Annotated in this window: 19 protein-coding genes, 2 tRNA genes and 3 rRNA genes; 13 read left to right on the top strand and 11 right to left on the bottom strand. The window is 61.7% G+C overall.

Features of this window, described 5'->3' with window-relative positions; genetic code table 11:
- Nucleotides 1-6 precede the first annotated feature (6 nt).
- The 6 genes from trpD to rpe all read right to left on the bottom strand — a co-directional run bounded on the left by trpD (nt 7) and on the right by rpe (nt 5,439).
- Nucleotides 7-1,044, bottom strand: a complete 1,038-nt coding sequence (gene trpD, locus ACN9M1_RS13775; RefSeq protein WP_426395200.1) for an anthranilate phosphoribosyltransferase — start codon at nt 1,042-1,044, stop codon at nt 7-9.
- 14 nt (nt 1,045-1,058) lie between these two features.
- A complete protein-coding gene (locus ACN9M1_RS13770; RefSeq protein ID WP_426395199.1) occupies nt 1,059-1,493 on the bottom strand; it encodes a lysozyme inhibitor LprI family protein in 435 nt (144 codons plus the stop codon).
- Nucleotides 1,493-2,062, bottom strand: coding sequence for an aminodeoxychorismate/anthranilate synthase component II (locus ACN9M1_RS13765; protein ID WP_426395198.1), 570 nt, complete (start codon nt 2,060-2,062; stop codon nt 1,493-1,495). The genes ACN9M1_RS13770 and ACN9M1_RS13765 overlap by 1 nt, the downstream gene beginning before the upstream one ends.
- 16 nt (nt 2,063-2,078) lie before the next feature.
- The gene (gene trpE, locus ACN9M1_RS13760) at nt 2,079-3,614 is read right to left on the bottom strand and encodes an anthranilate synthase component I (RefSeq protein WP_426395196.1); all 1,536 of its coding nucleotides are present in this window, start codon (nt 3,612-3,614) and stop codon (nt 2,079-2,081) included.
- Nucleotides 3,615-3,985: 371 nt separating this feature from the next.
- Nucleotides 3,986-4,714, bottom strand: a complete 729-nt coding sequence (locus ACN9M1_RS13755; RefSeq protein WP_426395194.1) for a phosphoglycolate phosphatase — start codon at nt 4,712-4,714, stop codon at nt 3,986-3,988.
- A complete protein-coding gene (rpe, locus tag ACN9M1_RS13750) occupies nt 4,714-5,439 on the bottom strand; it encodes a ribulose-phosphate 3-epimerase (protein WP_426395193.1) in 726 nt (241 codons plus the stop codon). Before rpe ends, ACN9M1_RS13755 begins: the two co-directional genes overlap by 1 nt.
- Before the next feature lie 139 nt (nt 5,440-5,578).
- Between rpe and apaG the strand changes: the two genes are divergently transcribed.
- A complete protein-coding gene (apaG, locus tag ACN9M1_RS13745) occupies nt 5,579-5,953 on the top strand; it encodes a Co2+/Mg2+ efflux protein ApaG (RefSeq protein WP_102067498.1) in 375 nt (124 codons plus the stop codon).
- On the opposite strand, the gene ACN9M1_RS13740 is transcribed toward apaG, so the two are convergent.
- The gene (locus tag ACN9M1_RS13740) at nt 5,954-6,184 is read right to left on the bottom strand and encodes a hypothetical protein (RefSeq protein ID WP_426395191.1); all 231 of its coding nucleotides are present in this window, start codon (nt 6,182-6,184) and stop codon (nt 5,954-5,956) included.
- Between the two features lie 86 nt (nt 6,185-6,270).
- Between ACN9M1_RS13740 and mltA the strand changes: the two genes are divergently transcribed.
- Complete coding sequence (mltA, locus tag ACN9M1_RS13735) at nt 6,271-7,413, top strand: murein transglycosylase A (protein ID WP_426395189.1); 1,143 nt, start codon at nt 6,271-6,273, stop codon at nt 7,411-7,413.
- 9 nt (nt 7,414-7,422) lie between these two features.
- Here the strand turns inward: mltA and paaK are convergent, their stop codons facing one another.
- From paaK to paaG, 3 genes are all read right to left on the bottom strand, one after another.
- Nucleotides 7,423-8,727 (bottom strand): phenylacetate--CoA ligase PaaK, encoded by a 1,305-nt coding sequence (gene paaK / locus ACN9M1_RS13730; RefSeq protein WP_426395188.1) that lies wholly within the window; start codon nt 8,725-8,727, stop codon nt 7,423-7,425.
- A gap of 73 nt (nt 8,728-8,800) precedes the next feature.
- Nucleotides 8,801-9,205 (bottom strand): hydroxyphenylacetyl-CoA thioesterase PaaI, encoded by a 405-nt coding sequence (gene paaI / locus ACN9M1_RS13725; RefSeq protein WP_426398869.1) that lies wholly within the window; start codon nt 9,203-9,205, stop codon nt 8,801-8,803.
- 68 nt (nt 9,206-9,273) lie between these two features.
- A complete protein-coding gene (gene paaG / locus ACN9M1_RS13720; protein WP_426395186.1) occupies nt 9,274-10,062 on the bottom strand; it encodes a 2-(1,2-epoxy-1,2-dihydrophenyl)acetyl-CoA isomerase PaaG in 789 nt (262 codons plus the stop codon).
- A gap of 86 nt (nt 10,063-10,148) precedes the next feature.
- On the opposite strand from paaG, the gene ACN9M1_RS13715 reads away from it, so the two are divergent.
- The 6 genes from ACN9M1_RS13715 to rrf all read left to right on the top strand — a co-directional run bounded on the left by ACN9M1_RS13715 (nt 10,149) and on the right by rrf (nt 16,695).
- Nucleotides 10,149-10,925, top strand: a complete 777-nt coding sequence (locus ACN9M1_RS13715; RefSeq protein ID WP_426395184.1) for an enoyl-CoA hydratase — start codon at nt 10,149-10,151, stop codon at nt 10,923-10,925.
- A 613-nt stretch (nt 10,926-11,538) separates the two neighbouring features.
- A 16S ribosomal RNA gene (locus tag ACN9M1_RS13710) occupies nt 11,539-13,076 on the top strand.
- A gap of 60 nt (nt 13,077-13,136) precedes the next feature.
- Nucleotides 13,137-13,213 (top strand) — tRNA-Ile (locus ACN9M1_RS13705).
- A 34-nt stretch (nt 13,214-13,247) separates the two neighbouring features.
- Nucleotides 13,248-13,323: transfer RNA gene (locus ACN9M1_RS13700), tRNA-Ala, on the top strand.
- 264 nt (nt 13,324-13,587) lie between these two features.
- Nucleotides 13,588-16,466 (top strand): 23S ribosomal RNA (locus ACN9M1_RS13695).
- 116 nt (nt 16,467-16,582) lie between these two features.
- A 5S ribosomal RNA gene (gene rrf, locus ACN9M1_RS13690) occupies nt 16,583-16,695 on the top strand.
- The 16S, 23S and 5S rRNA genes sit together here with 2 tRNA genes alongside, the layout of an rRNA operon.
- A gap of 149 nt (nt 16,696-16,844) precedes the next feature.
- Here the strand turns inward: rrf and ACN9M1_RS13685 are convergent.
- Nucleotides 16,845-18,035, bottom strand: coding sequence for a M20 aminoacylase family protein (locus ACN9M1_RS13685; RefSeq protein ID WP_426395182.1), 1,191 nt, complete (start codon nt 18,033-18,035; stop codon nt 16,845-16,847).
- A 383-nt stretch (nt 18,036-18,418) separates the two neighbouring features.
- Between ACN9M1_RS13685 and ACN9M1_RS13680 the strand changes: the two genes are divergently transcribed.
- Genes ACN9M1_RS13680 through ACN9M1_RS13660 form a run of 5 tightly spaced genes read left to right on the top strand, consistent with a single transcriptional unit; the run spans nt 18,419 to nt 23,975 of the window.
- Entirely contained in the window at nt 18,419-19,969 is a 1,551-nt protein-coding gene (locus ACN9M1_RS13680; protein ID WP_426398868.1) for an ABC transporter substrate-binding protein, read from the top strand.
- Between the two features lie 32 nt (nt 19,970-20,001).
- Nucleotides 20,002-20,979: an ABC transporter permease gene (locus ACN9M1_RS13675; protein ID WP_426395180.1), complete on the top strand. Its 978-nt coding sequence runs from the start codon at nt 20,002-20,004 to the stop codon at nt 20,977-20,979.
- 1 nt (nt 20,980) lies between these two features.
- Complete coding sequence (locus ACN9M1_RS13670; protein ID WP_426395179.1) at nt 20,981-21,895, top strand: ABC transporter permease; 915 nt, start codon at nt 20,981-20,983, stop codon at nt 21,893-21,895.
- Nucleotides 21,892-22,911: an ABC transporter ATP-binding protein gene (locus ACN9M1_RS13665; RefSeq protein ID WP_426395178.1), complete on the top strand. Its 1,020-nt coding sequence runs from the start codon at nt 21,892-21,894 to the stop codon at nt 22,909-22,911. Before ACN9M1_RS13670 ends, ACN9M1_RS13665 begins: the two co-directional genes overlap by 4 nt.
- Nucleotides 22,908-23,975, top strand: coding sequence for an ABC transporter ATP-binding protein (locus ACN9M1_RS13660; RefSeq protein WP_426395177.1), 1,068 nt, complete (start codon nt 22,908-22,910; stop codon nt 23,973-23,975). The genes ACN9M1_RS13665 and ACN9M1_RS13660 overlap by 4 nt, the downstream gene beginning before the upstream one ends.
- Nucleotides 23,976-23,995 lie beyond the last annotated feature (20 nt).

The raw sequence follows: 23,995 nt of genomic DNA, 5'->3' as shown, positions 1-23,995 counted from the left end.
ACAGGCTTAGGCTTTGAATTGGTTGGTGACGCGCACGAGTTCGTCGAGCTTGGCACGTGCCGCGCCACTGGCGATGGCTTCGCGCGCAAGCTTCATGCCGTCGCCGATGGAGCCCGCAATGTTGGCCGCGTACAGCGCCGCGCCCGCGTTGAGCGAGACGATCTCGCGCGGCGTGCCGGGCTTGTTGTCGAGCGCATCGATCAGCATGGCCTTGGATTCTTCCGCGTCGGCCACCTTCAGGCTGCGGTTGGAGACCATCTGCAGGCCGAAGTCTTCCGGATGGATTTCGTATTCGGTCACCACACCGTCTTTCAGTTCCCCGACCAGCGTGGCGGCGCCCAGTGACACCTCGTCCATACCGTCCTTGCCGTAGACCACCACGGCGTGTTTCGCGCCCAGGCGCTGCATCACGCGCACCTGAATGCCGACGAGGTCCGGGTGGAACACGCCCATCAGGATGTTCGGTGCGCCAGCCGGATTAGTGAGCGGGCCGAGGATGTTGAAGATCGTGCGCACGCCCAGCTCCTTGCGGATCGGCGCGACGTTCTTCATGGCGGGGTGGTGGTTGGGCGCGAACATGAAGCCGATGCCCGCCGTCTCGATCGATTCGGCCACCTGTTCGGGCGTGAGCATGATGTTCACGCCCAGTGCTTCGAGCACATCGGCGCTGCCCGACTTGGAGCTGACGCCGCGCCCGCCGTGCTTGGCGATACGCGCCCCGGCCGCCGCCGCTACGAACATCGACGCGGTGGAGATGTTGAATGTGTTGGCGCCGTCGCCGCCCGTGCCGACGATGTCGACAAAGTGGTCCGACACCGCAGCCGGCACCTCAACCTTGGTGGCGAACTCGCGCATGACGGTGGCAGCGGCGGCGATCTCGCCGATGGTCTCTTTTTTGACGCGCAGCCCCATCGTGAGGGCGGCGGCCATGACGGGCGACATCTCGCCGCGCATGATCAGCCGCATCAGGTGCAGCATTTCGTCGTGGAAAATTTCGCGGTGCTCGATGCAGCGGACGAGTGCTTCTTGCGGAGTGATGGGCATGGTCGTTCCGTTATTCAATTGGGTGCCGCCGGGGCTGGGGTTGTCGGCCCGGCTTCACGCAGGGCGCCGATGCGCTCGCGCAAGAGGTCGGCCTCGCACGCGCCTTCAGCCAGGTCGGCATCGGGCGTGTTGCGGGCCAGGCGGCGGCGCAGGTCACACTCGGCCTGCCGATAGAGTTGGTGTGCGCGCACGGTGCGGTCGAAGGCCATGGCGGCGCCCTTGTCCGTTCCCGCGTTGGCGGTGATGCGGGCACGCAGTGCGTTGCGGCGTGTTGATTCTGCCCAGGTTAGTTCAGCCTGCGCTGCCTTGCGTGCGGTCTGCACGCATTGGGCGACATTGCCGGCTTCGGGCTGGGCCGCGCGACAAGCTTCCAGCGTACCGGCCATGGCCGGCAAGCTCGCCATCATTGCTGTCATCGTCGCCAGCGCGACCGCACACGCGCGGCGCATCAGACGCGTTCCTTCAGGAAGTTGCCGAGCAGCGCGTGGCCGTGCTCCGACAGGATCGATTCCGGGTGGAACTGCACGCCTTCCACGGGCAGCGTCTTGTGACGCACGCCCATGATTTCGCCGTCGGCTGTCCACGCGGTCACTTCCAGGCAATCGGGCAACGTTTCGCGCTCGATGGCCAGCGAGTGATAGCGGGTCACCTTGAAGTGGCGCGGCAGGTTGGCAAACACGCCCACGCCGGTGTTTTCAATGGTGTCGACCTTGCCGTGCATCACCTTCTGTGCGCGGATCACGCGGCCGCCAAACGCATCGGCAATCGCCTGGTGCCCGAGGCACACGCCAAGGATGGGCACGCGCCCCGCAAAGTGCTTGAGCGCCGGCACCAGAATGCCCGCTTCCGTCGGCGTGCACGGCCCGGGCGACAGGCAGATGCGCTCGGGGTTGAGCTTCTCGATCTCTTCGATCGTGATCTCGTCGTTGCGCACCGTGTGCACGTCCTGACCCAGCTCGCCGAAGTACTGGACGATGTTGTAGGTGAAGGAGTCGTAGTTATCGAGCATCAAAAGCATGTTGGGCTCCTTAACCTTAGAAATCGGCGTCGAGGCCGTCTTGCACTTGCTCGGCGGCGCGCAGCACGGCGCGGGCCTTGTGTTCGGTTTCTCTCCATTCGGCATCCGGGTCCGAATCGGCGACGACCCCCGCCGCGGCCTGCACGTAGAGGTTGCCGTCCTTGATGATGCCGGTGCGGATGGCGATCGCCAGATCCATCTCACCCGAGAACGAGAGATAACCCACCGCGCCGCCGTAGATGCCGCGCTTGACGGGTTCCAGCTCGTCGATGATCTCCATCGCGCGCACCTTGGGCGCGCCAGACAGCGTGCCGGCCGGGAAGGTCGCGCGCAGCACGTCCATGTTGGTCATGCCGGGCTTCAGGCGCCCCTCGACCGAGCTGACGATGTGCTGCACGTGGGAGTATTTTTCGATGACCATCTGATCGGTCACCTTGACCGAGCCGATCTCGGCAATGCGGCCGATGTCGTTGCGCGCCAGGTCGATCAGCATGACGTGCTCGGCGATTTCCTTCGGGTCGTTGAGCAGTTCGGTGGCAAGCTCGGCGTCGCGCTCGGGCGTGTTGCCGCGCGGGCGGGTGCCGGCCAGCGGGCGGATCGTGACGATGCGGGCGGTTTCGTCCGCGCCATTGCCGTTGCTGCTTTCGCCAGTCGGCACGCGACGCTCTTCCTGGCGCACCAGGATTTCCGGCGACGCCCCGACGATCTGCATGTCACCGAAATTGTAGAAGTACATATACGGCGACGGGTTCAGCGAACGCAGCGCACGGTACAGCGACAGCGGCGCATCGCGGAACGGCTTGACGATGCGCTGGCCGATCTGCACCTGCATCATGTCGCCGGCAGCGATGTACTCCTTGGCCTTGAGCACGGCGGTGATGTAGTCGGCCTTGTCGAACTCGCGGATGCTGTCCGTGCGTACCGACGGCGACGTCACCGGCACATCTACCGGCTGATGCAGCTTGGTGCGCAGCGCACGCAGGCGCTGCTTGGCGCGCGAGTACGCCTCGGGCTTGGACGGATCGGCGTAGACGATCAGGTAGAGCTTGCCCGACAGGTTGTCGATCACGGCCAGCTCTTCGCACAGCATGAGCTGGATGTCGGGCAGTTGCAGGTCGTCCGGCGGGGTGGTCTCGGCCAGGCGCGGTTCGATGAAGCGCACGGCGTCGTAGCCGAAGTAGCCGGCCAGTCCGCCGCAGAAGCGCGGCAGGCCCGGGCGCAGCGCCACTTTCTGGCGGCGCTCGAACGCGGCGATGAAGTCCAGCGGATTGCCGTCGTGCGTCTCGACGACCTTGCCGTCGGTCACGACTTCAGTGTGGTTGCCCTTCACGCGCAGCAGCGTGTGCGCGTGCAGGCCGATGAAGGAGTAGCGCCCGAAGCGCTCGCCGCCCACCACCGATTCCAGCAGGAAGGTGTGCGTGCCGCGGTCGTGCGATTGCGCCAGCTTCAGATACAGCGAAAGCGGCGTCTCCAGGTCGGCCAGTGCCTCGGCAATCAGCGGGATGCGGTTGTAGCCCTGGTCGGCCAGCGATTTGAATTCGAGTTCGGTCATGAGCGGTCAGGTCGATTTGCCGGGCGGGCGGCATCAAGCCCACCGGCATGCGTTCGCTCCACGGCAAACGCAGTTGCGCCGTCGGAACGTTAGCAGAACATCAGGGATGGGAACGCGCGAAAGTCGTAAAAGCGACCGTGCGATCCCGCAAGGGTCGTCCGAAGGCGGATACCAACGGAAGACCGGCGGGCGGTCAGCGTTTGGGGCGGGAGATACAGCGGTGGTCTGGGCAGAATGCGCCAAAACCGAGGAAGAACGATCAGCAGCCGTGCAAACGCTTACGCCCGAGCGAGGGCGTGCCAGGGTCGCCAGGGCCAGGCCCCCCGGTCACCACGAGCGAAGATGCGTTTGCGATTCAGGAACATGGATCGTCAGTTGGAAGCGGCAGAGATTGCGTTGTGTGGCTCAGCGTAGGGCTGAATCAGCTGGGCTGCCGCAAAAAGTGTGTCGACTATAGCATCGGCTCCCGCGCTCTGTATAGGCTGGCCGTGGTTGTAGCCATACGGCACCGCCAGCACGCGCATGCCGGCGGCGCGGGCCGCGCGGGCGTCGTTTTCCGAGTCACCAATCGCTACAACGTCGGCCGGATTCACGCCAAACGCCTCGGCCACACGCAGCATGGGGTACGGATCCGGCTTGCGGTAGGGGAAGGCGTCGCCGGGGTAGACGAGGTCGAAATACGTATCCAGACCGAGCTGTGCCAGCAGCGGTTGGGTGAAATCGTGTGGCTTGTTCGTCACGCATGCAAGGGCGAGGCCCATGTCGCGCAATGCCGCCAGCCCTTGGCGCACGCCGTCATAGACGTTCACATAATGGCCGTTGATGGCGATATAGGCGCGCTGGTAGGCGTCCAGCGCTTCGGCGAAGCGGCTGTTGGCCTGGGCGGGCGGCAGGCGCGCATCGAGCACGCGCCGCACGAGGTTTTCGGAGCCCTTGCCGACATAGCCAACGATTTCTTCCGCCGACATGTCTGGCGTCGCGCCGAGCGTCTCCAGCATCTTATTGATGGCGGCGTGGAAGTCGCCCGCCGTGTCGACCATCGTCCCGTCCAGGTCGATGATGACGGCGCGGACCGGGCCCGCCGGCAGTGCGCCCGTCATCACGACAGGCTGGCCAGCGCCTGACGCAGCGCGCCCACGGTGCCACGATAGCCCCCATCCGCATCCGGCTTGCCGAACACGGCCGAACCGGCGACGAAGGTGTCCGCGCCTGCCTTGGCAATTTCAGCGATGTTGTCGGCCTTCACGCCGCCGTCGATCTCCAACAGGATCTTGCGGCCCGTCTTTTCTTGGTACGCATCCAGCTTCTGGCGCACGAGGCGCAGCTTGTTCAGCGCTTCCGGAATGAACGACTGGCCGCCAAAGCCCGGGTTGACCGACATGATCAGCACCATGTCCAGGCGATCCATCACGTGGTCGAGGTAGTGCAGCGGCGTGGCCGGGTTGAACACGAGGCCGGCCTGGCAGCCGTTGTCACGGATCAGGGCGAGCGATCGGTCGATGTGCTCCGACGCTTCCGGGTGGAAGGTGATCAGATCGGCGCCGGCCTTGGCAAAGTCGGGGATGATGCGATCGACCGGGCTCACCATCAGGTGCACGTCGATCGGCACAGGCTTGCCGTCCTTTTGCGCGTGCGGGCGGATGGCTTCGCACACCAGCGGGCCAACGGTCAGGTTCGGCACATAGTGGTTGTCCATCACATCGAAGTGGATCCAGTCGGCGCCCGATTCGAGCACGCGGCGCACTTCTTCGCCCAGGCGGGCAAAGTCGGCGGACAGGATGGACGGGGCAATGCGGAAACCGGACGGATCGATGGCTGCGGGCATGATGGGAGACAAAAAAGGCGCGGATGCGAGAAGAAGACCACTATTTTAGCCGGGATCAGCCTTCCGGCCGTGTCCCATCGTCCCTTGTGGCTGCCCCAGCCATGCCGCACAATGGGCGCCATTCTTATTGTGGATCGTCATGCCGAGCTACGAACTCACCGTCCAGGTCCGGGCGCGCTACCTGCCGGAGCAATCCGAGCCCGAGCAGGGCAGCTATGCCTTTGCCTACACCATCACCATCCGCAACACCGGCGATGTGCCGAGCCAGTTGATCTCGCGCCACTGGGTGATCACCGACGCCGAAGAGCAGGTGCAGGAAGTGAACGGCCTGGGCGTGGTCGGGCACCAGCCGCTGCTGCCGCCGGGCGAATCGTTTGAATACACGAGCTGGGCGACCATCAAGACGCCCGTGGGCACGATGCGCGGCGAATATTTCTGCGTGGCTGAGGATGGGCATCGCTTCGAGGCGCCGATCCCCGAATTTGCGCTGGTGATGCCGCGCATGCTGCACTGATTAGGGCGAAGCCTTCGGCGGCTGCGAATCTTTTGGCGCGGTTCCGGTCGATTCCGAAGGCTTTGCAGCGTCGCCCTGGCGCGAAGGATGGTCGGGTGGAGCGCGCAGTGGGCGCGGGTGCTTCTTGGCGCCCGACATCGTCCACACCACGATGAAGATCAGCAGGAACAGCGCCACGCCGGCCTCCAGGCCGAACAGCATCATCGGATGGTTTTCAAAGAATTGGCTCATGGTCGACGACGAGAGGCGCAGATAGCAGCGCGGATGCCGGGCATTGTAGCCAAGCCCGCCGCCTCTTCGGACAGGATGGAACAGGCATGACAGCAGCAACCTTGGACGCATTGACACACGCTCGTACCGCCAATTTCCGTCGATGGGCGGGGCTGGCGACGGCTCTGGTTGCCGCCCTCCTGGCCGCATGCACGAGCGGGCCGCCGCCGCGCCTCGAAACGTCGCAACCGCCGACGGCAACGCTGGGCGGGCACTTGGCCCCAGCCACCTGGGCGGATGTGACCGGCTGGACCGCCGACGATCTGGCCTCCGCGTGGCCCGCGCTGCAATCCAACTGCCAGGCCATGAAGCGCCGCACCGATTGGTCGCGCGTGTGCTCCGCCGGCCTGATGATCGATGCCGGTGACCCGATCGCCATGCGCGTCTTCTTTGAAGACAACTTCACGCCGTATCGCGTGGTCAAGGACGACGGCACCGACAGTGGCCTGATCACCGGCTACTACGAGCCGTTGCTGCGCGGCTCGCGCACCCGCCACGGCATCTATCAGACGCCGCTGTACCGTATGCCCGTCGCTTGGCGCGGCAAGACGCTGCCGGCACGCGCGCAGCTGATCCACAGCCCCGCACTGCAGGGGCAGGAAGTCGTGTGGGTGGATGACCCGGTGGAAGCGGCCTTCCTGCAGATCCAGGGTTCGGGCCAGGTCCAGCTGGAAGAGGGCGGCATCATGCGCCTGGGCGTGGGCGGCACCAACAACCAGCCGTTCCGCTCGTTTGCACGCTGGCTGCTCGACCAGGGCGAGATCACGCCCGTGCAGGCGACCATGCAGGGCATCAAGGCCTGGGCGCGCGCCAATCCCAGCCGTGTGGAAGAGATGCTCAACATCAACCCGCGCTACGTGTTCTTTGCCGAAACGCCCGGCAACACGGGTGGCCCGATCGGCAAGCTGGGGGTACCGCTCACCGATGAGCGTTCGATTGCCGTGGACCCGTCATACATTCCGCTCGGCTCGCCGGTATTCCTGTCGACCACGAAGCCGCTGTCGACGGAGCCGATCCAGAAGCTGGTGTTTGCGCAGGATGTGGGCTCGGCCATTCGTGGCGCCGTGCGCGCCGACTATTACTTCGGCCACGGTGACAACGCGGGCGATCTGGCTGGCCGCATGAAGCAGTCGGGCCGCCTGTGGGTGCTGGTGCCGAAGGGCGGCAGCATCGGCGTCGCCACCCGGTAGTCGCCAGGACTAAGCGCGCCGCAGATCCACCACGCGGCGCGCCTTGCCGACCGAGCGCTCGATGCCGCCGGTCGCCAGAATCTCGATTGCGGCCGTTACGCCAATCAACGACTTGATGTCGTGCGCCAGTTGGCCGCTCGCCGATTTGGCGATTTCCGCCGACGCACCCAACGCCGCTTCCACCCGCACCGTCAGCGTATCCAGCGGCCCTTCCTTGCCCAGCACGCATTGGTAATGCGGTGACAGCGCCGCATGCTGCAGGATCAATTCCTCAATCTGCGACGGGAACACGTTCACGCCGCGCACGATCATCATGTCGTCGCAGCGGCCGGTGATCTTCTCCATGCGGCGGAAACCGGGGCGTGCCGTGCCCGGCAGCAGGCGCGTCAGGTCGCGCGTGCGGTAGCGCACCACCGGCATCGCTTCCTTGGTCAACGACGTGAACACCAACTCGCCGAATTCGCCATCGGGCAGCACCTCGCCGGTGTTCGGGTCGATGATCTCGGGATAGAAATGGTCTTCCCAGATGGTCGGACCGTCCTTGGTTTCGGCGCATTCGCTGGCGACGCCGGGGCCCATCACTTCTGACAGGCCGTAGATATCCACAGCCGACAGCCCCATGCGCACCTCGATTGCATTGCGCATCTCTGGCGTCCACGGCTCCGCACCGAAGATGCCGATCTGCAGGCTTGATGCGGCCGGGTCCATGCCTTGTCGCTCGAATTCATCGGCAATTGCCAGCATGTAGCTGGGCGTGACCATGATGATCTGCGGCGCGAAATCGTGGATGAGCTGCACTTGGCGCTCGGTCTGGCCGCCGCCAAACGGGATCACCGTCAGCCCGGCGCGCTCGGCGCCATAGTGCGCGCCAAGGCCACCCGTGAAGAGGCCGTAGCCGTAGCTCACGTGGACCTTGTCCCCGCGTCGCGCCCCCGCCGCGCGAATCGACCGCGCCACCAGCCCGGCCCACGTATCGATATCCCCCAGCGTGTAGCCGACCACGGTGGGTTTGCCGGTCGTGCCTGACGATGCGTGGATGCGCGCAATCCGATTCTGCGGCACCGCAAACATGCCGAAAGGATAGTTGTCGCGCAGATCGCTCTTTGTCGTGAACGGAAACCTCGCCAGATCGGCCAGCGATTTCAGGTCCGACGGATGCACGCCCGCCGCATCAAACTTGGCCCGATACGCCGGCACGTTCTCATACGCATGGGCGAGGCTGTGCTTCAGGCGCTCAAGCTGCAGCGCCTGGATGGCGTCACGGCTGGCGGTCTCGATCGGATCGAGCGGCAGGTCGGTCGAGCGGGGGCGCATGCGGGTCTCCTCTTCGGGGCGCCGTCGTGCGGCGTCCTCTTGTGGCGCAATCGGGGCTCTATATAGAGGCGAACTAAGACGCTGGGCTGTTCGGATCAGGAATGACGTGACCGCGAATCTGCGCAGACTTGCCGCGGAACATGGCGACCACCTCGCCGGTTTGATTGGACACGCGCACGTCGTACACGCCATGCCGGCCGGACAGGACTTGCTCGGTCGCCTCGGCGACGAGCACATCGCCGCCATGCGCCGGGCGCAGAAATTCGACGCTGCAGCCGGCCGCGACGGTGTTGTGGTTGTGGCTGTTGCAGGCAAACGCAAAGGCCGAATCGGCCAGCGTGAAGATCAGCCCGCCATGACACGTGCGATGCCCGTTGAGGAATTCGGGCCGCACCGTCATCGCCAGGCGGGCGTAGCCGGGCGCGACCGCCTCCACGCGCATGCCGAGCCAGCGGGAGCAGGCATCGGCGTCAAACATGCTTTTGCAGGCGGCTTCGGCTAGAGCCTGGGCATCGTGGAGGACGGTCTCGGTCACGCTGGGCTTCCTTATTCGCCGGTGAAGTGCGCGGGGCGCTTATGGAGGAAAGCGTTCACACCCTCCGCGTAGTCATGCGAGTTGCCCAGCTCGCGCTGCAGGTCGCGCTCCAGATCGAGTTGGGCATCGAGCGACTGCGTCGGCGCCGCATGCATGGCCCGCTTGATCGCGGCCAGCGCGCGCGTCGGCTGCTTGGCCAGGTGATCGGCCATCGCCTGCACTTCGGTCATCAGAATCTTGGCGTCGTGATAGACGCCCCAGATCAGGCCCCAGGCCAGCGCCGTCTTGGCGTCCAGTCTTTCGCCCAGCATCGCCAGCCCCATCGCCCGTGCCACCCCGATGCGCTGGGGCAGGAACCACGTGCCGCCGGAATCGGGCAGCAGGCCGATCTTCACAAAGGCCTGGAGGAAGCAGGCGTTCTCGGCTGCCATGACGATGTCGCATGCCAGCGCGAGGTTGGCGCCCGCACCGGCCGCGACGCCGTTCACCGCAGCAATCACCGGCAGCGGCATGGCACGCAGGCGGCGCACCAGCGGGTTGAACTGCTCGTCGATGAGCTGGCCCAGGTCCGTCATCTGCCCGGGCGTGAAATTGAGTTCGGAGAGATCTTGCCCCGCACAGAAGCCGCGACCGGCACCGGTCAGGATCAGCGCGCGGGCCTTCTGGCGCTCCACCTTGTCCAGCGCATCACGCAGGTCCCGGTGCATGCCTGCTGTGAAACTGTTGAGCTGGTCGGGCCGGTTCAGCGTGATGGTGGCCACGTGGTCATGCCAGTCGAGCAGAATGCTGGAGCTTGTCATGATCTTGTCTCCTCCTCAGTCATCGGTTGATTGATTAACCGACCGGTTGGTCGGCTAATATTACATCCATTCCAACTGGAGCTTCCATGTCCTACGAAAACATTCTGGTCGAAACGCGCGGTCGTGTTGGTCTTGTTACGTTGAATCGTCCGAAGGCACTGAATGCCCTCAACGATGCGCTCATGGATGAACTCGGCGCTGCGCTGCTCGCCTTCGATGGCGACGCCAACATCGGCGCCATCGTCATCACCGGCAGCGAAAAGGCGTTTGCCGCCGGCGCGGACATCGGCGCCATGGCCGAGTACGACTTCGCCACCGTCTATAAGAACGAATACATCACCCGCAACTGGGAAACCATCCGCCGCATCCGCAAGCCGGTGATCGCCGCGGTGGCCGGCTACGCGCTGGGTGGCGGCTGCGAGCTCGCCATGATGTGCGACATCATCCTCGCTGCCGATACCGCCAAGTTCGGTCAGCCCGAAATCAAGCTCGGCACCATGCCCGGCGCCGGCGGCACACAGCGCTTGCCGCGTGCTGTCTCCAAGGCCAAAGCCATGGACCTCTGTCTGACCGCCCGCATGATGGGTGCCGAAGAAGCCGAGCGTGCCGGCCTGGTCTCGCGCGTGATCCCCGCCGACAAGCTGCTCGACGACGCCATCCAGGCTGCGGAAACCATCGCCGGCTTCTCCCTGCCTGCCGTCATGATGATCAAGGAGTCGATCAACGCCGCCTACGAGACCTCGCTGAACGAAGGCGTACATCTTGAGCGGCGCCTTTTCCACGCGACCTTCGCCACGGAAGATCAAAAAGAAGGCATGCGCGCCTTCCTGGAAAAGCGAGCGCCGACGTTCAAGCACCAGTAATCGCGGCGATTCCGAGTGATCTAAGGAATACCCGAGTAACTGCCTCGGGTATGCTCAGCGCTATTTCGAGGGCGATTTTTGCCTGTAATCCTAAGCCCAGCCTAGGTTGGCGCTCATTCTTCACGTGTTCGTCATCAACCCATCACGACAAAGGTGTTGCCAACCTCCAAGAACCCGCCTATAGTTCGCCCCTCGCTGCAAACGACAGCGCCGAAACGAAAGCGACGGCGGGGTGGTTAAGGCGGTGGAGAAGTAGAAGTGGTGCGGGTTTGCGGGTTGTTGAGTGGTTGGCGATGGCTCGAAGTTGCAGTGAAGTTAGCGACGCGTTGAACGATAAAAATTCTTCAGCAAGTTGTTGACAGCGGCGAAAAAGCTCTGCATAATCTCATTTCTCTGCTGCAGCAAACGCAGCGACGCGGTGAACAAAGTTGATCGCGCAGTTCTTTAACAAGCAAACAGCCGATAAGTGTGGGCGCTTAATACTGGGTGCGACGAGATTCGTCTCGTTAGCTAACAAGTAATGAAGTGCTCGCACAGAAGTAAGGTTTGAACGAAAGTTCAAGTCAGATTCTGAGAGTGAGCGACCGCTCGTAAAGAGCGAAAACAGCAGATTGAACTGAAGAGTTTGATCCTGGCTCAGATTGAACGCTGGCGGCATGCCTTACACATGCAAGTCGAACGGCAGCATGATCTAGCTTGCTAGATTGATGGCGAGTGGCGAACGGGTGAGTAATACATCGGAACGTGCCCTGTAGTGGGGGATAACTAGTCGAAAGATTAGCTAATACCGCATACGACCTGAGGGTGAAAGTGGGGGACCGCAAGGCCTCATGCTATAGGAGCGGCCGATGTCTGATTAGCTAGTTGGTGAGGTAAAGGCTCACCAAGGCGACGATCAGTAGCTGGTCTGAGAGGACGATCAGCCACACTGGGACTGAGACACGGCCCAGACTCCTACGGGAGGCAGCAGTGGGGAATTTTGGACAATGGGCGAAAGCCTGATCCAGCAATGCCGCGTGTGTGAAGAAGGCCTTCGGGTTGTAAAGCACTTTTGTCCGGAAAGAAATGGCTCTGGTTAATACCTGGGGTCGATGACGGTACCGGAAGAATAAGGACCGGCTAACTACGTGCCAGCAGCCGCGGTAATACGTAGGGTCCAAGCGTTAATCGGAATTACTGGGCGTAAAGCGTGCGCAGGCGGTTGTGCAAGACCGATGTGAAATCCCCGGGCTTAACCTGGGAATTGCATTGGTGACTGCACGGCTAGAGTGTGTCAGAGGGGGGTAGAATTCCACGTGTAGCAGTGAAATGCGTAGAGATGTGGAGGAATACCGATGGCGAAGGCAGCCCCCTGGGATAACACTGACGCTCATGCACGAAAGCGTGGGGAGCAAACAGGATTAGATACCCTGGTAGTCCACGCCCTAAACGATGTCAACTAGTTGTTGGGGATTCATTTCCTTAGTAACGTAGCTAACGCGTGAAGTTGACCGCCTGGGGAGTACGGTCGCAAGATTAAAACTCAAAGGAATTGACGGGGACCCGCACAAGCGGTGGATGATGTGGATTAATTCGATGCAACGCGAAAAACCTTACCTACCCTTGACATGCCACTAACGAAGCAGAGATGCATTAGGTGCTCGAAAGAGAAAGTGGACACAGGTGCTGCATGGCTGTCGTCAGCTCGTGTCGTGAGATGTTGGGTTAAGTCCCGCAACGAGCGCAACCCTTGTCTCTAGTTGCTACGAAAGGGCACTCTAGAGAGACTGCCGGTGACAAACCGGAGGAAGGTGGGGATGACGTCAAGTCCTCATGGCCCTTATGGGTAGGGCTTCACACGTCATACAATGGTGCATACAGAGGGTTGCCAAGCCACGAGGTGGAGCTAATCCCAGAAAATGCATCGTAGTCCGGATCGTAGTCTGCAACTCGACTACGTGAAGCTGGAATCGCTAGTAATCGCGGATCAGCATGCCGCGGTGAATACGTTCCCGGGTCTTGTACACACCGCCCGTCACACCATGGGAGTGGGCTTTACCAGAAGTAGTTAGCCTAACCGCAAGGAGGGCGATTACCACGGTAGGGTTCATGACTGGGGTGAAGTCGTAACAAGGTAGCCGTATCGGAAGGTGCGGCTGGATCACCTCCTTTAAGAGCGTGCATCCGACGTTAGGCGTCCACACTTATCGGTTTGTTTGATGTTACAGCCAAGGGTCTGTAGCTCAGGTGGTTAGAGCACCGTCTTGATAAGGCGGGGGTCGTAGGTTCAAGTCCTACCAGACCCACCAAGTTACGGACGGTGGAAGTATCTCTGCCGTGACTGGGGGATTAGCTCAGCTGGGAGAGCACCTGCTTTGCAAGCAGGGGGTCGTCGGTTCGATCCCGTCATCCTCCACCAATACCTTTTGGTTACCAAACGCAAGCATCGACGCGGTGTCGATGGTGTTTGCGTTTGGCCTAGCCAAGACGAGCGTAAAAGTTCGGCTGTTCTTTAACAATATGGAATGTAGTAAAGGTGTCGCGGTGCGTTGATGAGACGCACATTCAAACGCGACACTGGGTTGTGATTGTATCAACCAGTATTACCAGAGCAATCGAAAGATTGTCTTGGAATACGGCACAACGCGAGAACTCAGCCTATAGCGAGACATACTCGTTATAGGGTCAAGCGAATAAGTGCATGTGGTGGATGCCTTGGCGATTACAGGCGATGAAGGACGTAGTAGCCTGCGAAAAGCTGCGGGGAGCTGGCAAACAAGCTTTGATCCGCAGATGTCCGAATGGGGAAACCCGGCCCGCATGGGTCATCCCTGACTGAATACATAGGTCAGGGAAGCGAACGCAGTGAACTGAAACATCTAAGTAGCTGCAGGAACAGAAATCAACCGAGATTCCCAAAGTAGTGGCGAGCGAAATGGGATCAGCCTTGTACTCTTTAGCAGTATTGCTAGCAGAACGGAATGGAAAGTCCGGCCATAGTGGGTGATAGCCCCGTATGCGAAAGCAGTATTGTGGAACTAGGTGTACGACAAGTAGGGCGGGACACGTGAAATCCTGTCTGAAGATGGGGGGACCATCCTCCAAGGCTAAATACTCGTAATCGACCGATAGTGAACCAGTACCGTGAGGGAAAGGCGAAAAGAACCCCGGGAGGGGAGTGAAATAGATCCTGAAACCGCATGCATACAAACAGTCGGAGCCTGGAAACGGGTGACGGCGTACCTTTTGTATAATGGGTCAGCGACTTACATTCAGTGGCAAGCTTAACCGATTAGGGAAGGCGTAGCGAAAGCGAGTCCGAATAGGGCGTTCAGTCGCTGGGTGTAGACCCGAAACCAAGTGATCTATCCATGGCCAGGTTGAAGGTGCGGTAACACGTACTGGAGGACCGAACCCACTAACGTTGAAAAGTTAGGGGATGAGCTGTGGATAGGGGTGAAAGGCTAAACAAACTTGGAAATAGCTGGTTCTCTCCGAAAACTATTTAGGTAGTGCCTCGTGTCTCACCTTCGGGGGTAGAGCACTGTCATGGTTGGGGGGTCTATTGCTGATTACCCCGCCATAGCAAACTCCGAATACCGAAGAGTGCAATCACGGGAGACAGACATCGGGTGCTAACGTCCGGTGTCAAGAGGGAAACAACCCAGACCGCCAGCTAAGGTCCCTAAATATGGCTAAGTGGGAAACGAAGTGGGAAGGCTAAAACAGTCAGGAGGTTGGCTTAGAAGCAGCCACCCTTTAAAGAAAGCGTAATAGCTCACTGATCGAGTCGTCCTGCGCGGAAGATGTAACGGGGCTAAGCCATATACCGAAGCTGCGGATGCACGTAAGTGCATGGTAGGAGAGCGTTCTGTAAGCCTGTGAAGGTGTCTTGTAAAGGATGCTGGAGGTATCAGAAGTGCGAATGCTGACATGAGTAGCGATAAAGGGGGTGAAAGGCCCCCTCGCCGTAAGCCCAAGGTTTCCTACGCAACGTTCATCGGCGTAGGGTGAGTCGGCCCCTAAGGCGAGGCAGAGATGCGTAGCTGATGGGAAGCAGGTTAATATTCCTGCACCGTCGTATGATGCGATGGGGGGACGGATCGCGGAAGGTTGTCCGGGTGTTGGATGTCCCGGTCCCTGCATTGGAGATGGCACTTAGGCAAATCCGGGTGCGTGATTCAAGGGTGTGGGGCGAGCGACTTTAGGTCGCGAAGCAATTGGAAGTGGTTCCAAGAAAAGCCTCTAAGCTTCAGTCATACGAGACCGTACCGCAAACCGACACAGGTGGGCGAGATGAGTATTCTAAGGCGCTTGAGAGAACTCGGGAGAAGGAACTCGGCAAATTGGTACCGTAACTTCGGGATAAGGTACGCCCTTGTAGTTTGACTGGCTCGCGCCAGAAGGACGAAGGGGTTGCAATAAAATGGTGGCTGCGACTGTTTAATAAAAACACAGCACTCTGCAAACACGAAAGTGGACGTATAGGGTGTGACGCCTGCCCGGTGCCGGAAGATTAAATGATGGGGTGCAAGCTCTTGATTGAAGTCCCGGTAAACGGCGGCCGTAACTATAACGGTCCTAAGGTAGCGAAATTCCTTGTCGGGTAAGTTCCGACCTGCACGAATGGCGTAACGATGGCCACACTGTCTCCTCCCGAGACTCAGCGAAGTTGAAGTGTTTGTGATGATGCAATCTCCCCGCGGCTAGACGGAAAGACCCCATGAACCTTTACTGTAGCTTTGCATTGGACTTTGAACCGATCTGTGTAGGATAGGTGGGAGGCTTTGAAACCGGGACGCTAGTTTCGGTGGAGCCGACCTTGAAATACCACCCTGGTTTGTTTGAGGTTCTAACCTTGGCCCGTGAATCCGGGTCGGGGACAGTGCATGGTAGGCAGTTTGACTGGGGCGGTCTCCTCCCAAAGTGTAACGGAGGAGTTCGAAGGTACGCTTGGTACGGTCGGACATCGTACCTAAAGTGCAATGGCAAAAGCGTGCTTAACTGCGAGACCGACAAGTCGAGCAGGTGCGAAAGCAGGACATAGTGATCCGGTGGTTCTGTATGGAAGGGCCATCGCTCAACGGATAAAAGGTACTCTGGGGATAACAGGCTGATACCGCCCAAGAGTTCATATCGACGGCGGTGTTTGGCACCTCGATGTCGGCTCATCTCATCCTGGGGCTGTAGCCGGTCCCAAGGGTATGGCTGTTCGCCATTTAAAGAGGTACGTGAGCTGGGTTTAAAACGTCGTGAGACAGTTTGGTCCCTATCTGCCGTGGGCGTTGGAATCTTGACGGGGGCTGCTCCTAGTACGAGAGGACCGGAGTGGACGTACCGCTGGTGTACCTGTTGTCTCGCCAGAGGCATCGCAGGGTAGCTATGTACGGAAGAGATAACCGCTGAAAGCATCTAAGCGGGAAACTTGCCTGAAGATGAGGATTCCCTGGAGACTTGATCTCCCTGAAGGGTCGTTCGAGACCAGGACGTTGATAGGCTGGGTGTGGAAGCGCAGTAATGCGTTCAGCTAACCAGTACTAATTGCCCGTGCGGCTTGATCCTATAACCGGTATGTTTCCGGCTGGGTCTGCCTTGTGCCTGATACATAAGTCACAACCTAAACTACATTCCCATATTGGCGACGTTGCCCACAAACGCAACGACGCGACAAGTCATAGCCTGGTGACCATAGCGAGTCGGTACCACCCCTTCCCATCCCGAACAGGACCGTGAAACGACTCCGCGCCGATGATAGTGCGGATTCCCGTGTGAAAGTAGGTCATCGCCAGGCTCTCCCATAAAACACCCCAGCTCCACACCGAGCTGGGGTGTTTGCTTTTAGGCGGCTGCAAACACGAATCCCTCAAAGCTCCGCTCACTCCAAAACAAAAGCCACCGAACCCGGTGGCTTTTACGCTTCCTCAAGCGACACTACCCGGCTCAACTCCGTGCCAGGTACTTCTCCACCAGCCGTACCCAGTACGTCGCCCCCAATGGCAGCAACTCGTCGTTGAAGTCGTAACTCGGGTTGTGCAGCATGCACGGGCCTAAACCATGGCCTTGCTCCCGGTGGTCGCCATCACCGTTGCCGATGAACGCGAAGCACCCAGGCTTCTCGATCAGCATGAAAGAGAAATCCTCGGCGCCCATAGTCGGGTCGATGTTGGCGTCGACATTGTCTGCGCCGACGAGCTCGCGCATGACTCCTGCCGCGAACTGCGTTTCCGCTTCGGTGTTGACCGTGGGCGGATAGTTGCGATGGAAAGCGAAGTCGACCGTGCAGTCATATGCCGAGGCGATGCCCCTGGAGACTTCCTCCATGCGGCGCTCGATCAAGTCGAGGACTTCGGTGGAAAACGTACGTACCGTGCCGCCAATCCAGGCTTCATTCGGAATGATGTTCGTGGCATCGCCGGCATGGAACTGCGTGACAGAAAGCACGGCCGTGTCGATCGGGCGCTTGTTGCGCGTGATGATGCCCTGCAGCGCCGACACCACCTGCGCGCCAACGAATACCGGGTCATTTCCGTTATGCGGAAGCGCGGCGTGCGCGCCCTTACCTTTGATCGTGATGCGGAACTCGTTGCTCGACGCCATCAGCGCGCCGACGCGTGTACCGAATGAGCCGACCGGCACGCCGGGCCAGTTGTGCATGCCAAACACGGCATCGCACGGGAAGCGCTCAAACAGACCGTCCTTGATCATCTCGCGCGCACCGCCGCCGCCTTCTTCCGCTGGCTGGAAGATCAGGTGGACGGTGCCACTGAAGTTGCGGTGCTTGGCCAAGTAATGCGCGGCTCCGAGCAGCATTGCCGTATGGCCGTCGTGGCCGCACGCGTGCATCTTGCCGTCGTGCTGGGAGCGATGCTCGAACTCGTTGGCCTCGGCGAGCGGGAGGGCGTCCATGTCAGCGCGCAGGCCGATGCGCTTGCCTTCGCCGTTGCGGATAACGCCCACCAGCCCAGTCTTCCCTAGGCCACGATGCACTTCGATGCCCCATTCGGCGAGCTTGGCGGCGACTAGGTCGGAAGTGCGTTGTTCTTCGAAGCAGAGTTCGGGGTGAGCGTGGATGTCGCGTCGCAGCGCCTGGATCTCGGGCTGGGCTGCTTGGATTTCTGGAATCAGCTTCATGGGATGCGGTCGTGTTCTGACGGAAAGTTCGCAATCACGTCCGATGATACGCCGAAGGGCGATTCCGGGCCGGTCAAGAACCAATGCCGCTCGCATGCTCGCTGGTGCGGCATGCGCGTTCGATATGGAATGCTTCCTGCTTTTCACCCCCGCCCCCGTGGCGAGAGCGCTGTTTTTCGGCGCCGATCGTGCGGGTATGCACCAATTTGTGGCGTTGCGCATTGCCGGGCATAAAGAGGCGTCGCGACAGGGACGTCACCATCGTCGGCGTGAGCGTTCTTCAGAAGTGCCGCCGCGCTGACAGCGAAATCGATTCGCCGATTCCTATTTTGGGGAGAAGAGCCGTGACCATGATTCGGACTTTGCGGCGCGTGGCCGCAGTGATGTGCGTGGCAGGATGCGTGATGGTGGGTGCGAGCCCGCAGGCGCTGGCGGCAGATCTGAAGATCGGCATGAGTTCGCCGCCGACCTCGATGGACCCGCACTTCTACAACCTGTTCTCCAACATCAACGTGTCGGAGCACATGTTCGAATGCCTGGTGAAGATGGACGCCGACAGCCACATCATTCCGGGCTTGGCCGAGTCGTGGAAGATGGTCAACAACCTCACGTGGGAGTTCAAGCTGCGCCCGGGCGTGAAGTTCCATGACGGCAGTGAGTTGACCGCCGAAGATGTGGCCTGGTCGATCGACCGGCCGGCCACCATCGTCAACAGCCCGGGCAAGTTTGACACCTACACCAAGGCGATCATCAACAAGAAGATCGTCGACAAGTACACGATCCAATTCACCACGTCGCAGCCGTATCCGTTGATTCTGTCGGATCTGACGTCGGTGTTCATCGTGCAGAAGAAGGCGACGCAGGGGCTGTCGAGCGATGACTTTGCGCAAGGCAAGGGCATGGTTGGCACCGGGCCGTTCAAGTTCGTGAGCTATGCGCGCGATGACCGGGTCGAGCTGGTGCGCAACGACCAATATTGGGGCCCGAAGCCCGCATGGGACCACGTGACGCTGCGCTTCATCCCGAACGGTGCGACGCGCATTGCGGCGCTGCTCTCCGGCGACCTGCAGGCCATCGAGAACGTGCCGACGCCCGATCTGGCGCGCGTGCGCGGCGACGCGTCGCTGAACTTCTTCTCGAAGATTTCGCACCGCGTGATCTATCTGTACACCGACGACAAGCGCGACCCGACGCCCGAGGTGACGGGCAAGGACGGCAAGCCGCTCGAGAAGAACCCGCTGAAAGACCCGCGCGTGCGCCGTGCGATGAGCATGGCCATCAACCGCCAGGGTATCAAGGACCGCATCATGGAAGGCCTGTCGGAGCCGACCAACAATCTCGTGCCGCCGTCGCTGTTCGGTCATAACCCGAACCTGAAGACGCTCAAGTACGACCCGGACGGCGCGAAGAAGCTGCTGGCCGAGGCGGGCTACCCGGATGGCTTCGGTGTCACGCTGCACACGCCGAACAACCGCTACGTGAACGACGAGAAGATTGCGCAGACCATCGCGCAAAACCTCACGCGCGTGGGCATCGTGACGCGCGTGGAAGGTGCGCCGATGGCGACCCACTCCGCCAAGGGCGGCCATCACGAGTACTCATTCGGGCTGGTGGGCTGGGGCGCGCAGACGGGTGAAGTCAGCTCACCGCTGCGCGCGCTCGTGGCGTGCGAGGATTCCAAGAAAGGCTACGGTGCCGTCAACTGGGGGCAGTACTGCAACCCGAAGATGGACGCCGTGCTGGACAAGGCGCTGTACACCATGGACGACAAGGAACGCTCCAAGCTGCTGCAAGAGGCGACCGCGATTGTGGTGGAGGACGGCGGTATCATCCCCATCCATTTTCAGGTGACGACGTGGGCGTCGCGCAAGGGCATCAGCTACACGCCGCGCACGGATGAGCGCACGTACGCGCACGGCTTCAAGCCACAATAACGCCCTTCAACGAGTGAGCGAGTGAGCCCCAGATGCTGGTATTCCTGATCCGAAGGCTGCTGGAATCCGTTGCCGTGTTGCTGGTGATGTCGATCCTGGTGTTCCTGGGCGTGTACGCCATTGGCAACCCGGTCGACATACTCATCAACCCGCAGGCCGACCAGCAGGACATCGCGCGCACGATTGCTGCGCTGGGGCTCGACAAGCCATTGTGGGAGCAATACCTGTACTTCCTGAGCGGCGCGCTGCACGGCAACCTCGGCACGTCGTTCGCGCATGGCACGCCGGCGCTCAAGCTGATTTTTGAGCGCATGCCGGCCACGTTCGAGCTGGCGATCTTCGCCATCCTGCTGGCGATCGTGCTGGGCATTCCGCTCGGGCTGTGGGCCGGGTTGCGCCCGAATGGTGTGGCCAACCGCACCATCATGACGATCTCGATTCTCGGCTTTTCGCTGCCGACGTTCTGGGTCGGGCTGATGCTGATCATGGTGTTTGCGGTGCAGCTTGGGTGGCTGCCGTCGAACGGACGCGGCGAGACGCGCCTGCTCCTCGGCATTCCCGTGAGCTTCCTCACGCTCGATGGCATCCGTCACCTGATCCTGCCGGGGGTGACGCTGTCGCTACTGAACATTGCGATGGTCATCCGCCTCACGCGTGCCGGCACGCAAGAGGCGATGCTGCAGGACTACGTCAAGTTCGCGCGTGCCAAGGGGCTGTCGAACACGCGCATCGTCGGCGTGCATGTGCTCAAGAACATCCTGATTCCGATCGTGACGGTGGTGGGGCTGCAGTTCGGCTCGGTCATCGCGTTCTCGATCGTCACCGAGTCGATCTACGCGTGGCCGGGCATGGGCAAGCTGATCATCGATTCGATCCAGCTGCTCGATCGCCCGGTGATCGTCGCGTACCTGCTGGTGATCGTGGCGCTGTTCATCCTCATCAACCTGGTGGTCGATCTCGTCTATGGCGTGCTCGACCCGCGCGTGCGCCTGTCCGAGAGCCGGGGCTGACATGACGACTTCCACATCCACCGCCGCCAAACCGGCCGCCGAAGAAACCCCGCTGCGCCGCTTCGTGCGCCAGTTCTGCGCCAGCCGCATCGCCGTGATTGGCGTGATCGTGCTGGCCATCATCATCATCGTGGCGATCTTTGCCCCGTGGATTGCGCCGCAAAACCCGTACGACCTCGCCAAGCTGGACGTGCTCGATTCGCGCCTCGCGCCCGGGGAGAAATCCGGCGAGGGCATGACCTTCCTGCTCGGCTCCGATGACCAGGGCCGCGACATCCTTTCCGCCATCCTGTATGGCCTGCGCATCAGCGTGGGGGTGGGCGTGGTGAGTACGATGTTCGCACTGGTACTCGGTACGGTGCTCGGGCTGATCGCCGGTTTTGCGGGCGGCCGCATCGAGTCGCTCATCATGCGCGTGGCCGATCTGCAGCTGTCGTTTCCGCCGATCTTGCTGGCGTTGATCCTGCTCGCACTGCTCAAGCCGGGCATCACCAATATCGTGATCGCACTGGTGGCGGTGCAGTGGGCTTACTACGCGCGCACCACGCGCAGCGCCGCGCTGGTCGAGCGCCGGCGCGAGTACATCGAGGCGGCGCAGGTGCTGGGCCTGCCGCCGTCGCGCATCATGTTCCGCCACCTGCTGCCGAACTGCCTGCCGCCGCTGATCGTGATTGCCGCGCTGCAAGTCGCATCCGCCATCACGCTGGAGGCGACGCTGTCCTTCCTCGGCCTGGGTGTGCCGATTACGCAGCCGTCGCTTGGCCTGCTGATCGCCAACGGCTTTCAATACATGCTGTCGGGCAAGTACTGGATCAGCTTCTTCCCCGGGCTGGCGCTGCTGCTCACCATCGTGTCGATGAACCTGGTGTCGGACCAGCTTCGCGACGTGCTCAACCCACGCCTGCAAACGCTATGACGACGCCCGCTTCTAGCAAACCGACGCTCGTCGTCGAAGGCCTGAAAACCGAGTTCGTTACGCGCGGCGGCATTGCGCGTGCGGTGGACGACGTGTCGTTCACCGTTGGCCGCGGCGAAATCATGGGCCTGGTCGGTGAATCCGGCTCAGGCAAGTCGATGACGGGCTATTCGATCATGGGTCTTGTGGATGCACCGGGCCGCGTGGTCGGCGGACGGATCGAGCTGACCGGCCGCGATGGCAAGACGCACGATCTGCGCAAGCTCTCTGCCGGCCAGATGCGCGACATGCGCGGCAACCGCATCGCCATGATCTTTCAGGACCCGATGATGACGCTGAACCCGGTCCTGCGCGTCGACACGCAGATGATCGAGGCGGTGCTGGCCCACCAGCGCGTGAGCAAGGCGCAGGCGCGCGAGATGTCGCGCGAAGCGTTGGCGCGGGTCGGCATTCCGTCGCCGGACGAACGGCTGAACGCTTATCCGCACCAGTTCTCGGGCGGCATGCGTCAGCGGGTGGCGATTGCCATTGCGCTGCTCAACAAGCCCGATCTGATCATCGCCGACGAGCCGACCACAGCGCTGGACGTCACCATCCAGGGCCAGATCCTGGCTGAGGTGCAGACCCTGTGCCGCGAGAGCGGGACCGCGCTGATCTGGATCACGCACGACTTGTCGGTAGTCGCTGGTTTGGCCGACAGCGTGTGCGTGATGTACGCCGGCCGCATCGTGGAACAGGGCAGCGTGCAGCAGGTGCTGGAGGCGCCGCGCCATCCGTACACGTTCGGGCTGATCGCCTCGGCGCCGTCGCGCAACCCGCGTGGCGCACCGCTGCGGCAGATTCCCGGCATGACGCCGTCGCTGCTGGCGCTGCCCACGGGCTGTGCGTTCCGCGAGCGCTGCGCCTTCGCCACCGACATCTGCAAGCAGACGCCCTCACTCGATGTGCTCGACGATGGCCGCGCACTGCGCTGCTTCCACCCCGTAACCGTCCGCCCCGAGGAGACCACCGCATGAACGCCAAGCATCCCGAACACGATGCGGCTGCGCGCATGGGGACCAGCGAGGCGACGTCCACGGAACCGCTGGTGCCGATCCTCTCGCTGCAGGGTATGTCGAAGCGCTTCGTGAAGGGGCTCGACATTTCCGCACGCATCGCCAACTGGTTTGGCGCCGGCGTGCAGGAAGAGGTGGTGCACGCGGTCGACCATGTGGATCTCGATATCGCTGCGGGCGAAGTCGTTGGCCTGGTTGGCGAATCCGGCTGCGGCAAGTCCACACTCGGCCGCCTGGCCGTGGGCCTGCACAAGCCGACCGCCGGCACGCGCCTGTGGAAGGGCGTGGACCTTGACCGCCTGCCGCCCGAGCGCCGCCGCGAGAAGCAGCTCGCCATCCAGATGATCTTTCAGGACCCGTACGCGTCGCTCAACCCGCGCATGCGTGTGCAGGACATCGTCGGCGAGGCACCGGTCGTGCACGGTATGGTCGGTGCCGCTGCGCAGCGTGATTACGTGGCCGACATGCTCACGCGCGTCGGCCTGGACCCGAGCGTGATGCGCCGCTTTCCGCATCAGTTTTCGGGCGGGCAGCGGGCACGCATCGGCATTGCGCGGGCGCTGGCCGTCAAGCCCGAGTTCCTGGTCTGCGATGAATCGGTGGCGGCGCTGGATGTGTCGATCCAGGCCCAGGTGCTGAACCTGTTCATCCGCCTGCGCGAGCAGTTGAACCTCACGTACCTGTTCATCAGCCACGACCTGGGCGTGGTCAAGCACGTGAGCGATCGCGTGGTCATCATGTACCTCGGCCGGGTAGTGGAGTCGGCGCCCACGGAAGCGATCTTCGCGTCGCCCAACCACCCGTACACGCAGGCACTGCTGGCTGAAGCGCCTACACTCGAAGTCCGCAAGAAGACCTACGTGGCGATCTCGGGCGAGATTCCCTCGCCGCTGCATCCGCCCACCGGCTGCCATTTCCACCCGCGCTGCCCGCATGCCATGCCGCGCTGCAAGACCGAGCAACCGGTGCTCAAAGAGATCGCACCACTGCGGTTTTCAGCCTGCCATCTGAACGATCAAGCCTGAACGATCCAGCCCAAATCGCG

It is taken from the genome of Ralstonia sp. R-29, from assembly GCF_049913345.1.
In the GTDB taxonomy this organism is placed as follows: domain Bacteria; phylum Pseudomonadota; class Gammaproteobacteria; order Burkholderiales; family Burkholderiaceae; genus Ralstonia.
This window is presented reverse-complemented; position numbering and strand designations above follow the sequence as displayed.